Below are 12,874 nucleotides of genomic sequence, written 5' to 3'. Positions count from 1 at the left end.
CGCGGCACCCGCGCCCCCCGCGGCACCCGCGCCCGCCGCCGCGCCGGCCCCCGCCGCGACCCAGCCCGTCGCGCGCACCACCTCGCGCGAGCCGAAGCCCGCGCCGATCCCCGCCGACGCGCCCGCGACCTCCCCGATCGCGACGACCCCGTCCGAGCGCGAGAACGTCGTCGCACAGCTCAAGGGCGCCGCGAAGGCGATCGCCACCAACATGGACGCGAGCCTCACGGTGCCGACCGCGACATCCGTGCGCACCATCCCGGCGAAGCTGCTCATCGACAACCGCATCGTGATCAACAACCACCTGCGCCGCGCCCGCGGCGGCAAGGTGTCGTTCACGCACCTGATCGCCTGGGCGATCGTCGAGACGCTCATCGAGTTCCCGAGCCAGAACGTGTACTACGACGAGGTCGACGGCAAACCGAGCGTCGTGACGCCCGCCCACATCAACCTCGGCATCGCGATCGACATCCCGCGCCCCGACGGCACGCGCTCGCTCGTCGTGCCGGGCATCAAGCGCGCCGAGTCGATGACGTTCGGCGAGTTCCTCGTCGCGTACGAGGACGTCGTGGCGCGCGGCCGCACCGGCAAGCTCACCGCCGCGGACTACGCCGGCAACACCATCTCGCTCACGAACCCGGGCGGCATCGGCACCGAGCACTCGGTGCCGCGCCTGATGAGGGGCGCGGGCACGATCGTCGGCGCCGGGGCGCTCGAATACCCGGCCGCGTTCCAGGGCGCGAGCGCGACGACCCTCGCCGATCTCGGCATCGGAAAGACGATCACGCTCACCTCGACCTACGACCACCGCGTCATCCAGGGCGCGGGGTCGGGCGAGTTCCTGAAGCGCATCCACGAGCGCCTGATCGGCGGCCACGGCTTCTACGAGCGGATCTTCGCGGCGCTGCGCATCCCGTACGCACCGATCCACTGGAACGCCGACATCAACGTCGACCTCGCGGACGCCGTGTCCAAGACCGCGCGCGTGCAGGAGCTCATCAACTCGTTCCGGGTGCGCGGCCACCTCATGGCCGACACCGACCCGCTCGAGTACAAGCAGCGCACGCACCCCGACCTCGAGATCGAGTCGCACGGCCTGACCTTCTGGGACCTCGACCGCGAGTTCGTGATCGGCGGCTTCGGCGGCAAGCGCCAGGCGCTGCTGCGCGACATCCTCGGCATCCTGCGCGACTCGTACTGCCGCACGGTCGGCATCGAGTACATGCACATCCAGGACCCGGAGCAGCGTCGCTGGTTCCAGGACCACCTCGAGCGCGCCTACGTGAAGCCGGGGCACGACGAGCAGCTGCGCATCCTCGGCAAGCTGAACGAGGCCGAGGCGTTCGAGACCTTCCTGCAGACGAAGTACGTCGGCCAGAAGCGGTTCAGCCTCGAGGGCGGGGAGTCGTTCATCGCGCTCCTCGACGCCCTGCTGCAGGGCGGAGCGGATGCCGGCCTCGAGACGGTCGGGATCGGCATGGCCCACCGCGGTCGCCTCAACGCGCTCACCAACATCGCGGGCAAGACGTACGGGCAGATCTTCCGCGAGTTCGAGGGCACCCAGGACCCGCGGACCGTGCAGGGCTCGGGCGACGTGAAGTACCACCTCGGCACCGAGGGCACGTTCACGGCCGCGAACGGCAAGCAGATCCCCGTCTACCTCGCGGCCAACCCGAGCCACCTCGAGGTCGTCGACGGCGTGCTCGAGGGCATCGTGCGCGGCAAGCAGGACCGCGGTCCGATCGGGTCCTACCGCGTGCTGCCGATCCAGGTGCACGGAGACGCGGCGATGGCCGGCCAGGGCATCGTCGTCGAGGTGATGCAGATGTCGCAACTGCGCGCGTACCGCACCGGCGGCACGGTGCACGTTAACATCAACAACCAGGTGGGCTTCACGACGACCCCGACGGATGCGCGCACGAGCGTGTACTCGACGGATGTCGCGAAGACCATCCAGGCGCCGATCTTCCACGTGAACGGCGACGACCCCGAGGCCGTCGTGCGCGTCGCGCAGCTCGCGTTCGCCTACCGTCAGGAGTTCCACCGCGACGTCGTCATCGACCTGATCTGCTACCGCCGGCGGGGCCACAACGAGGGCGACGACCCGTCGATGACGCAGCCGCTCATGACGAACCTCATCGACGCGAAGCGCAGCGTGCGCACGCTCTACACGGAGGCCCTCGTCGGCCGCGGCGACATCACGCAGGAGGAGTACGAGGCGGCGCACCGCGACTTCCAGGAGCGCCTCGAGCGCGCCTTCGCGGAGACCCACGCGGCGCAGACCGGCTCGATCCCGATCATCACGGCCGACGGCAACGCGCCGACCGACCTCGAGCGGCCCGGGTCGCAGCAGGACGACAGCGCGGGCGAGCCGGCGGTCACGGGCGTCGCCACGAGCGTCGTGCAGCGCATCGGCGACGCGTTCGACAACCCGCCCGAGGGCTTCACGGTGCACCCGAAGCTGCAGGCCCTGCTCCGGAAGCGTCTCGAGATGACGCGCTCGGGCGCGATCGACTGGGCGATGGGCGAACTGCTCGCGCTCGGATCGCTCGTGCTCGAGGGCACCCCGGTGCGCTTCGTCGGCCAGGACACCCGGCGCGGCACGTTCACGCAGCGTCACGCCGTGCTGCACGACCGCGTCAACGGCCAGGAGTGGCTGCCGCTGCAGAACCTCTCCGACACGCAGGCGCGGTTCTACATCTACGACTCGCTGCTCAGCGAGTACGCCGCCCTCGGCTTCGAGTACGGCTACTCGGTGGAACGCCCGGACACGCTCGTGCTCTGGGAGGCGCAGTTCGGCGACTTCGTCGACGGCGCCCAGTCGGTCATCGACACGTTCATCGCCTCGGGCGAGCAGAAGTGGGGCCAGCGCTCGAGCGTCGTGCTCGTGCTGCCGCACGGCTACGAGGGCCAGGGCCCGGATCACTCGTCGGCGCGCATCGAGCGCTTCCTGCAGCAGTGCGCCCAGAACAACATGACCGTCGCCCGCCCGTCGACGCCGGCCTCGTACTTCCACCTGCTGCGCCGCCAGGCCTACGCACGGCCGCGCCGTCCGCTCGTCGTGTTCAGCCCGAAGGCCATGCTGCGGCTGCGCGGGGCCACGAGCGACGTCGCCGACTTCACGGCCGGCCGGTTCGAGCCCGTCATCGACGACGCCACGGTGACCGATCCGCAGGCCGTGAAGCGCGTCGTGCTGACGAGCGGCAAGATCTACTACGACATCCGTGCCGAGGTCACCAAGCGCGAGCTGACGGATGTCGCGATCGTGCGCCTCGAGCAGTTCTATCCGCTGCCCGAGGCGGAGCTCACCGCGGCCCTCGACCGCTACCCCAACGCGAGCGTCGTGTGGACGCAGGACGAGCCGGAGAACCAGGGCGCCTGGCCGTACCTCGGCTTCGACGTCGCCCGGCAGATCCACCGAGAGCTCACGGTCGCGTCGCGTCCCGCCTCCGCCGCAACGGCCACGGGCTCGTCGAAGCGCAGCGCGACGCAGCAGGCCGAGCTCATCGCCCGGGCGCTCACCTACTGACCCGCCGCCGGCATCCGGGGAGCCACGCGTGACCGACGGCCCCCGCCGGGCGGCGCTGCGCGAGGCGGCCGCCGCGGCGATCGCGCTCGCCCTCGCCGCGCTGCTCGCCGGCCACCTGGCGCTGTCCGATCGGTCCTGGCTGATCTACGCCGACGGGGACTCGATGCTGCCCGCCCTCCTGCAGGCGTCGCTGCGCGTCGGGCAGCGCCAGGACTGGGCGCTCAGCGCGCCCCTGTTCATCCCCGAGGTCGCCGCGTACCGCGCGGTCGCGGCAGTGCACCTGCCGGTCGCGAGCACCCTGACGATCGCGGGGATCGTCAACTGGTCGGCGCTCTACGCGGCGCTTCGGTTCGTCGCCGGAGCGAGCCGGCGCGCGGCGGCGCCGTTCTGGGCGCTCGGCGGCTTCACCACGATCGTCTCGCTCGCGCTGCTCGAGCGGTCGTCCGATCGCAACAGCCTCGAGAGCGTCTCGCTGCTGAGCACGGGCACGTACTACAGCGCGACCATCGTCGGGATGGTGCTGATCATCGGGATCGTCGTGCGTCTCGTGCCGGCCGTCGCCGTTCGGCGCGGCATCGCGCTGCTCGCCGCGCTGTTCGCGCTGACCGCGTTCCTCACGCTCACGAACCCGCTCGTCGTGCCGTGGTGCGTCGCGCCGCTCGCGTTCGTGGGCCTGGGGCTCGCCGCCCGGCGGCTGCTGCCCTGGAGCGCCACGGGAATCGGGCTGGCCGTGCTCGCGATCGCCGTCGCGGCCGGTCTCGCCGCCCGCCTTCCGTTCGCGAGCATGCTCGTCGAGAGCACGGATGCGATCTACCGGCCGGCGCTCATCGGCGAGTCGGCCGGCTACTACGCCGGGCTCGTCGCCGCACTCGTCGGCTCCTGGCAGGGCGCCCTCGAGGCGCTGCTCGTGCTGGCCCTCGTCGCGAACGCCGCCGTCGGCTCCGTCGTCGCGCTCCGCCGCGGCCGGACGCCCGTCGCGCTCGTCGCCACGATCGCGTGGCTCGCGCCCGTGCTCACCGTCGGCGGAGCGATCGTGGCCGGCACCGTCGCGGCCCGCTACCTGCAGCCGGTGTTCTTCCTGCCGGTCGTGGCGCTCGTCGTCGCGGGCGTTCCGCTGCCCGGGCCCGCGCGCGGCTGGCGGCCGGTCGTCGCCGCGGCGAGCATCATCCCGCTGATCACCGCGATCGCCTTGCTGCCGCCCGGCGCGCGGCGACCGGGCGCCCTGACCGAGACGCTCGGGTCGATCCAGTGCGTCGCCGACTGGGTGACGAGCTCGCGTCGCATCGGCGCGGGCACGTTCTGGACGATCCGGGCGCCGAAGGCCTACCTGCCGGATCCGCGGCAGCTCGTGCAGACGGATGCGAGCCTCAACCCCTACGTCTGGCTCGTCGACCGCGCCGACTACGACGGCCTCCGGTCCGTCTCGTTCCTCGTCAGCAGCGCCGATGCGGCACCCCCGGAGCCTCCGCGGGGCGAGGCGGCGCTGCCGACGCCCGACGTCATCCGGTGCGGTCGCTACACGATCACCGACTACCGCGACGCGGTGCTCCGGCTGGGCGCCCCGCGCAGCTGAGGCATTCGCGAGCCCGTCGGGCGCTCCGCGATCCGTGCAATTGCCAAACGGATAATGATCGGTCAACATGACCGTCGCCCGCCCGTCGACGCCGGTCTCGTACTTCCACCTGCTGCGCCGCCAGGCCTACGCACGGCCGCGCCGTCCGCTCGTCGTGTTCAGCCCGAAGGCCATGCTGCGGCTGCGCGGGGCCACGAGCGACGTCGCCGACTTCACGGCCGGCCGGTTCGAGCCCGTCATCGACGACGCCACGGTGACCGATCCGCAGGCCGTGAAGCGCGTCGTGCTGACGAGCGGCAAGATCTACTACGACATCCGTGCCGAGGTCACCAAGCGCGAGCTGACGGATGTCGCGATCGTGCGCCTCGAGCAGTTCTATCCGCTGCCCGAGGCGGAGCTCACCGCGGCCCTCGACCGCTACCCCAACGCGAGCGTCGTGTGGACGCAGGACGAGCCGGAGAACCAGGGCGCCTGGCCGTACCTCGGCTTCGACGTCGCCCGGCAGATCCACCGAGAGCTCACGGTCGCGTCGCGTCCCGCCTCCGCCGCAACGGCCACGGGCTCGTCGAAGCGCAGCGCCCAAGAGCAGGCCGAGCTCATCGCCCGGGCGCTCACCTATTAGCCGCCCGCCCGTCCACTAGGGAACACGAAGCTCCCGAATCGGTTCGCGTCGCGCCGCTACGAGGGCCGGGAGAAGTGCCGCAATGACTGCGACCGCGATGGCGAAGACGCCGATCGCCACGATGAAATCCAGGTCAGGAGCCGGGTCGCCGAGGGCAGCGATGCTGATCGTCCCAGCGAGGGACCCGACGGCCGCACCGACGACCGCGGGCGCCGCCGTCTGGACGAGCACAACGGTGACGATGAGAGAACGCGTCGCTCCGAGCGCCCGTCGGCGCCCGTAGTCTCTTCGCCGGAGCATGACCAGACCGAACAAGATGGCGGCCACGAGCACACCGGTTAGCCCGCAGATGAGGAGCACAAGCGTTCGGCCGAACTGCCCGAGCTGCCCCTCGACGGCCGCTCGGAGGGCGGCGAGGGCAGCACTGGTTTTCATGCTCACGGCGGTCGGGTCGTCGACCGCGAGCACGGACTTCGTCGCCGCCGCCACAGGCTCGACGAGATCCGGGCGCGAGGCGATGACGACGAGGATGGAAACCGGACCCACACGGCTCGCCGGCTCGGGAATGAACACCGCGGGTTCGAGGAAGCTCAGATAGTCCGGGAGGTTCAGCTTTCCGACGACCGCTATGTCCCCACCCGTTTCCGACACCGCACCTCCGGCCGGCTCGATGAGACCGAGCTCGCCGAGCGCGTCCTCCGAAGCCCATGCCGTGCTTCCCGGATCGACCGATGTACCTATTCCGAGGTCGTCGAGTTCGCTGCCCCAAACGTTCCTCGTGGGTACCGGCGTGCCGTCGGGGAAGGCCGCGTTGGTCACGTCGGTCACCGAGCCGAAGGCGGCCGCCCATTGGATGCCGTCGAGATGCGCGATGCGGTCGAGCACGGTCGAGTCCAACCCCGCGGCGGCATCCGCACTGATCACTATGGCTCTCGTGCCCGCCGAGTCGATCGAGCGCAGCACCGCGTCCTCCGCGCCGACCGTGCGTCCCGTGGTGAGCAGTACGGCGGCGCACATGCCCGCGATCATGACGATCGTGACGACGGACGCCACGCGCTGAGACCATGCCGAGGCGAGCGATTCCCGCACAAGCGCGGCGATCTGCCAGCTCATAGTTCGATCGTCCGGTCGCACTGCGCAACGAGGGCTGGGTCGTGCGTGACGACGACGACCGCTGCTCCCGTGTTCGCGTGAGCGTGGAAGGCGTTGACAACCACTCGCGCGGATGCCGGGTCAAGGTTGCCCGTTGGCTCGTCTGCAAGAAGCACTCGTGGCTCGCCCAGCAACGCTCGGCACAGGGCGATGCGCTGCGCCTGCCCGCCGGATACCTGTCCGGGCTTCGCATCGGCCCTGACAGCCACCCCGAACTGCTCCAGGAGCTCACGCCCTCGGACAAGCGCCGCATGGCGAGACTGGCCGCGGTAGAGCGCCGTCTCGGTCACGTTGTCGATGACCGTCCTGGTCGCGTCGAGAGCGGCGTCTTGGAACACGAAACCGTACGCCGAGCCTCGCAGGCGTGAGCGAGCTCCGTCGCGCAGGGCGCTCGCCGGCCGCCCATCCAGCACCACCTCGCCGTTGTGAGGCGCGAGCATGAGGCCGAGCAGGTAGAGCAGTGTCGACTTCCCTCTGCCCGACGGCCCCGTGACGGCGACTACTTCGCCCGCGTCAAACGCGGCCGACCAATCGGCCAGCAACGGCTGTTCGCGTGAGTACCCGAACGTCAGCTCCCGGGCCTCGAGGACAGCGCTCACTCGTCACCGGCGGGGATGCGCACCCTCGTGCCGACCTCAACGCCCTCGATCACACTCATCCCGCGTGCGGATTCGACCACCTCCACGGTGCGCTGCTTCCCCTTCCCGTCGATGACTACCACGGTGCCGTCGGCGAGGCTGCGGAGCGCCGCGGTCGGCACGACGGAGCCGCTCACGGTGGGCACCGTCACGACCTGGGAGAGCAGGAGGGTCTGCCCCACGGGTGGGACCTCGCCGCAGTGCTCTGCGCAGATCGGCCCGTCAGCGGCTTCGACAAGGGCGATGGTGACGGAGTTCGTCTCCTGGTCGCTGGTGCGATCGGCGGTCTCGGCCACCCAGGTCCCGCCGCTCGGGCTCGTCATGGAGACGCGAGCTCCGTCTGGGATGGTCGCAGCCTGGGCCGCGGTCACCGAGAGGTCGAAAACCGGTGACGTGGGAAGCTGCAGCAGCACGGGCTCACCGCCGGCCAGCCGTGCGCCGCGGGTCAGCAGCGTCGGGTCGAGCGCGACGCGCACGGGCAGCGTGTCCACGAAGATGAGGTCGCCGGGCTGCACCACGCCGTCGGCCGACACTCCGTTCGATCTCTGCCACGCCTTCGCCGCCTGCTCGGTCGACGCGGCGAAAGTGCCGTCTATGGCACCCGAATACAGACCAAGGTCCGCGAGCAACGTCTGGAACTGCTTCACGTCTTGTCCACTGACACCGCGGGCGAGCGCGCGGAACGACGGCACATGCCCCTCTGCTATCGACACGGGCCGGAGGTCGACCGAGAACAGCGCGTCGCCCGCGTGCACCATCGCACCAGCGTCGACATCGACTGACGTCACAACTCCGGACGCCGCATTGTCGGCGGTCGCGTCCGGCGTCCACTCGGCGGAAGCGTTCAGCGTGACGCTCGACCCGACCTCGCCAGGCGACACCTCGACGTACGTGAACGAGGTGTCGTCGATGGCCTCTGTCGGCGGCCTGAACACCGTGATGACCGCCCAGGCGACCGCCGCGCCGGCGACAAGCGATATCACTACGACGACCGCCCAGCGCCACCGATGTCGCCCCGGATGAGCCTGCGGGGTCACCACCGGGGCACTCAGAACTCCCACCGCGCCGGCGTGCACGCCTTCGCCGCCGCGGGCTGATTCGCGTCACCGACCGTCGCGTACGCCTGGTACATGCGCTGCTGCGTGTGATACGAGTCGAGGAACTGCTGCCTGCTCGGCGGCTCCGACGGAGCGAACCCCGCGGCTATCAGACACTTGTAATCGCGCACCTCCAGGTCGTACAGCTGGCTCAACTGCTCATCGGTGTATGGATCGTTGGCTCCGGCCTCATCCATGCAACGCGTCATGGTTGCGTTCGCGAGGTCGGCCTGGTCCGCGGGCACCTCGTGGCCGATGAGGCCGCCTTGGTGCGTGTACTCGACCGGGAATCCGGCGTCGTCCATGCACTTCTTAACGGCGCGGTTCAGAGCGGAAACGCCGACCTCGTCAGCGTCGACTTGACTGGTGGGAGTGCTGGTTGGGGCGCTCGATGGAGCGCACCCGGCGAGCACGGCGGGGACGAGAACGACGAGAGCGCACGCCCATCCCCACCGCGATCGCTCACTCGTCGAGAACACTTAGACCGAGCAACTGCCCGTCGCGGATACCGCCGCGGCGGGGAGAGCTGTCACCAGCACCGATGTGCACGATGTTTCCCTTTCATGGTCAGTACTACGAGAGGGCGCTGCTCCACCCTGCGGTGCGAATCGAATGCGGGGTCAGTCGCAACTCGTCACATCCGAGCATCCTCCACATCCGCGGACCGTTCCACCCCCCCGTTCGGGGGTCGGAGCGCTACATCGCCGCGCGGAGCTCGCGGATCTTGAGCAGCACCTCGGCGCGCAGCTCCTCGGGTGCGGTCTCGCTGCACGCGCGCTTCACAGCGGCGGTGAGCACGACGCCCACGGCGTGCTCGTGCGTGCAGTCCACGCAGTTCGCGAGGTGCTCCGCGACGTCCGCGGCATCCGGTGCCCGCAACTCGTGGTGCAGGAACTCCTCGAGCTCGGCCTTGGCCTTGTCGCATCCGCAGTCGGTCATCCCTTGCTCCTCGTTCTCGGCGGGGGGACCGCGATGCCCCGCTCGGCGGCGTAGTCGGCGAGACGCTCGCGCAGCAGTCGGCGGCCGCGGTGCAGCCGGCTCATGACCGTGCCGACGGGCGTCTTCATGATGTCCGCGATCTCCTGATAGCTGAACCCCTCGACGTCGGCGAAGTAGACCGCGAGGCGGAAGTCCTCCGGGATCGACTGCAGCGCATCCTTGACTGCGCTGTCGGGCAGGTGGTCGATCGCCTCGGCCTCCGCGGAGCGCGTCGACGTGTGCTGCGTCACCGACTCGGCGCCGCCGAGCTGCCAGTCCTCGAGGTCGTCGATCGTGCCCTGATAGGGGTTGCGCTGGTTCTTGCGGTAGCTGTTGATGAACGTGTTCGTCTGGATGCGATACAGCCAGGCCTTGAGGTTCGTGCCCTGCTGGAACTGTCGGAAGGCTTGGAACGCCTTCACGTACGTCTCCTGCACGAGGTCGGAGGCATCCGCGGGGTTGCGCGTCATGCGCATGGCCGCCGCATAGAGCTGGTCCATGAACGGCAGCGCCTGCTGCTCGAAGAGGGAGCGCAGCTCGTCGGCGCCGACCGGTGCGGCCGCGACCCGCAGGTCGGCCTCGATATCGGCCTCGAGATCGGCATCGGGGACGCCGGGGGTGTCGCTCATCGGCGCCCAGTCTAGGCGCGCGAGCACGGAGTCCATGAGGGCCGCAGGCGCCATCGCCATGGTCTCCTTCCGAGCCGTTCCGAGTCGCACCGGCCCGATCGCCGATACCCTGGACAACCGATGCAGGAGTTCAGGTATTCCGGGCGCGATTTCTCGCCGTACGACGACGAGGTCGTCGACCCCGACGAGACCGGGTGGGTCGCCCCGCGCGCGCTCGGACCACTCGGCGCACGGATGCGGCTGCCGGGCTCGAAGAGCATCACCAATCGCGAGCTGGTGCTGTCCGCGCTCGCGGACGCCCCCTCCCTGCTGCGTGCACCGCTGCTCTCCCGCGACACGCTCCTCATGATCGAGGGGCTCCGCTCTCTCGGCGTCGTGATCGAGGAGGTCGACGGCGACGGCGGATTCGGTCCCGACCTGCGCATCACGCCGCCCGCGATCCTCGAGGGCTCGACGTCGATCGACTGCGGGCTCGCGGGCACCGTGATGCGCTTCCTGCCGCCCGTCGCGGCCCTCGCCCTCGGCCCGGTCGCGTTCGACGGCGACGAGCACGCGCGCAGGCGCCCGATGCGCACGACCGTCGACGCGCTGCGGGCCCTCGGCGTCGACGTGTCCGACGACGGGCGCGGCGCCCTGCCGTTCAGCCTCTGGGGTCGGGGCGCGGTCGCCGGCGGCGAGCTTGCGATCGACGCATCGTCGTCGAGCCAGTTCGTCTCGGGGCTGCTGCTCGCCGCGCCACGCTTCGAGAACGGGCTGACGCTCAGGCACACCGGCGAGACGCTGCCGAGCCCCGCCCACATCCGCATGACGATCGACGCGCTGTCCGCGCGTGGCGTCGAGGTCGGCACGCCCGAGGACGGCGTCTGGGTCGTGCCGCCGCATCCGATCGCGGGTCGCGAGGCCGACGTCGAGCCCGACCTGTCGAACGCCGGCCCGTTCCTCGCCGCGGCCGCGATCGCCGGCGGCGACGTCACGATCGTCGGCTGGCCGACGGGCACGACGCAGGTCGGCGAGCGGATGCCCGACATCCTCGCCGAGATGGGTGCCGTCGTGTCGCGCGTCGGCGACGAGCTCACGGTGAGCGGGTCGGGCGAGCTGCACGGGCTGCACCTCGACGAGGCGAGCGAGCTCGCCCCCACCGTCGCGGCCGTCGCGGCGCTCGCCGACAGCGAGACGCGGCTCACCGGCATCGCGCATCTGCGCGGCCACGAGACCGACCGCCTCGCGGCCCTCGCGACCGAGATCACCGGCCTCGGCGGCGACGTGACCGAGACGGACGACGGCCTCGTCATCCGTCCGGCCGCCCTGCACGGCGGGGACTGGCATAGCTACGCGGACCACCGGATGGCGACCGCCGGCGCGCTCATCGGCCTCGCGGTCGACGGCGTCGTCGTCGACGACGTCGAGACGACCGCGAAGACCCTGCCGCAGTTCGTCGGGCTGTGGACCGCGATGCTCGCGACCGCATCCGTCGCTCCCGACCCGACCGGCGGGGCTCCGACCGGCATCGCGCTCCCGAGTGGCGGGGACTCTCCGACGGGCACGGCTTCTCCGACGGACACGGGGGCCTGACCGCGTGTCGTGGCTCACCGACGACCCGGACGACGAGGAGGCGTACGGCGAGTACGACGAGTCAGACGCCCGGGTGCGGCCGAACCCGAAGGGCAACCGGCCGCGCACGAAGACCCGGCCGACGCACGAGGCCGCTGTGCCGGGACGGGTGCTGAGCGTCGACCGCGGGCGCTACACGGTGCTCGTGGGCGAGGGCGCGGACCCGTCGGCGAACGGCGGCGAGCACGAGATCACGGCCACGACCGCGCGCGAGCTCGGCCGCGGCGCCGTCGTCACGGGCGACGTCGTCGACCTCGTCGGCGACACATCGGGCGACGAGGGCTCCCTCGCCCGGATCGTGCGCGTGCACGAGCGCCGCACCCTGCTGCGGCGCAGCGCGGACGACTCGGATGCGGTCGAGCGCATCATCGTCGCGAACGCCGACCAGATGCTCATCGTCGTCGCCGCGGCGGACCCGGAACCGCGCGAGCGCCTCGTCGACCGCTACCTCGTCGCGGCGTTCGACGTCGGCATCGTGCCCATCCTGTGCGTCACGAAGACCGACCTGCGCGACCCGGCCGACTTCCTCTCCGCGTTCGCGGGACTCGGCGTGCGCGTCGTGCTCTCGCGCAGCGACGACCCGCCGATCGCCGAGCTCGAGTCGCTGCTCGTCGGCCACGCCACCGTCACGGTCGGGCACTCGGGCGTCGGCAAGTCGACCCTCGTCAACGCGCTCACCGGCTCCGAACGCGCCATCGGCCGGGTCAACGCGGTCACCGGCCGCGGACGGCACACGTCGTCGTCGTCGTACTCCGCGCGCGTGACGGATGCCGCGGGCGCCACCGGCTGGATCATCGACACCCCCGGCGTGCGCTCGTTCGGCCTCGGGCACGTCGACGTCGCGCACGTGCTCGGCTCGTTCCCCGACCTCGCGGAGCTCGCCGAGGACTGCCCGCGCGGCTGCACGCACCTGCCCGACGCCCCGGACTGCGCGATCGTCGAGGCCGTCGAGGCGGGCCGGCTCGGCGCCGCGGGCGTCGCGCGCCTCGAGTCGTTCCAGCGGCTGCTCGCCGCCCTGCGCTGAGCCTCGCGAGCCGCATCCGCC

General features: G+C 71.0%; 10 protein-coding genes and 1 pseudogene. 5 read left to right on the top strand and 6 right to left on the bottom strand.

Going from position 1 to position 12,874, the window contains the following annotated elements:
• The 3 genes and pseudogenes from QT381_RS14140 to kgd form a co-directional block, all read left to right on the top strand.
• Window positions 1–3,529 (top strand): multifunctional oxoglutarate decarboxylase/oxoglutarate dehydrogenase thiamine pyrophosphate-binding subunit/dihydrolipoyllysine-residue succinyltransferase subunit (locus QT381_RS14140; protein WP_289249680.1); only part of this gene is annotated, 3,529 nt, incomplete at its 5' end.
• A 28-nt stretch (window positions 3,530–3,557) separates the two neighbouring features.
• A complete protein-coding gene (locus QT381_RS14135) occupies window positions 3,558–5,102 on the top strand; it encodes a hypothetical protein (RefSeq protein ID WP_289249679.1) in 1,545 nt (514 codons plus the stop codon).
• A gap of 64 nt (window positions 5,103–5,166) precedes the next feature.
• Window positions 5,167–5,724: pseudogene (gene kgd, locus QT381_RS14130) on the top strand (multifunctional oxoglutarate decarboxylase/oxoglutarate dehydrogenase thiamine pyrophosphate-binding subunit/dihydrolipoyllysine-residue succinyltransferase subunit); the annotation flags it as partial.
• Window positions 5,725–5,739: 15 nt separating this feature from the next.
• Here kgd and QT381_RS14125 read toward each other — a convergent pair.
• The 6 genes from QT381_RS14125 to QT381_RS14100 form a co-directional block, all read right to left on the bottom strand.
• On the bottom strand, window positions 5,740–6,837 hold the full coding sequence (locus tag QT381_RS14125) for an FtsX-like permease family protein (RefSeq protein ID WP_289249678.1): 1,098 nt from the start codon (window positions 6,835–6,837) through the stop codon (window positions 5,740–5,742).
• On the bottom strand, window positions 6,834–7,475 hold the full coding sequence (locus tag QT381_RS14120) for an ABC transporter ATP-binding protein (protein ID WP_289249677.1): 642 nt from the start codon (window positions 7,473–7,475) through the stop codon (window positions 6,834–6,836). The genes QT381_RS14125 and QT381_RS14120 overlap by 4 nt, the downstream gene beginning before the upstream one ends.
• Complete coding sequence (locus QT381_RS14115; RefSeq protein WP_289249676.1) at window positions 7,472–8,554, bottom strand: peptidoglycan-binding protein; 1,083 nt, start codon at window positions 8,552–8,554, stop codon at window positions 7,472–7,474. The genes QT381_RS14120 and QT381_RS14115 overlap by 4 nt, the downstream gene beginning before the upstream one ends.
• An 8-nt stretch (window positions 8,555–8,562) precedes the next feature.
• On the bottom strand, window positions 8,563–8,916 hold the full coding sequence (locus QT381_RS14110; protein WP_289249675.1) for a hypothetical protein: 354 nt from the start codon (window positions 8,914–8,916) through the stop codon (window positions 8,563–8,565).
• Window positions 8,917–9,307: 391 nt separating this feature from the next.
• Complete coding sequence (locus tag QT381_RS14105; RefSeq protein ID WP_289249674.1) at window positions 9,308–9,550, bottom strand: zf-HC2 domain-containing protein; 243 nt, start codon at window positions 9,548–9,550, stop codon at window positions 9,308–9,310.
• A complete protein-coding gene (locus QT381_RS14100; RefSeq protein WP_289249673.1) occupies window positions 9,547–10,218 on the bottom strand; it encodes a sigma-70 family RNA polymerase sigma factor in 672 nt (223 codons plus the stop codon). Before QT381_RS14100 ends, QT381_RS14105 begins: the two co-directional genes overlap by 4 nt.
• Window positions 10,219–10,338: 120 nt before the next feature.
• Between QT381_RS14100 and aroA the strand changes: the two genes are divergently transcribed.
• Both aroA and rsgA read left to right on the top strand, forming a co-directional pair.
• A complete protein-coding gene (gene aroA, locus QT381_RS14095) occupies window positions 10,339–11,790 on the top strand; it encodes a 3-phosphoshikimate 1-carboxyvinyltransferase (RefSeq protein ID WP_289249672.1) in 1,452 nt (483 codons plus the stop codon).
• Between the two features lie 4 nt (window positions 11,791–11,794).
• The gene (rsgA, locus tag QT381_RS14090; RefSeq protein ID WP_289249671.1) at window positions 11,795–12,853 is read left to right on the top strand and encodes a ribosome small subunit-dependent GTPase A; all 1,059 of its coding nucleotides are present in this window, start codon (window positions 11,795–11,797) and stop codon (window positions 12,851–12,853) included.
• Window positions 12,854–12,874 lie beyond the last annotated feature (21 nt).

This window comes from Galbitalea sp. SE-J8 (assembly GCF_030345695.1).
GTDB lineage: Bacteria > Actinomycetota > Actinomycetes > Actinomycetales > Microbacteriaceae > JAUASV01.
Note: the sequence above shows the minus strand (reverse complement) of the source record. Positions and strands in the feature narration are given on the sequence as shown.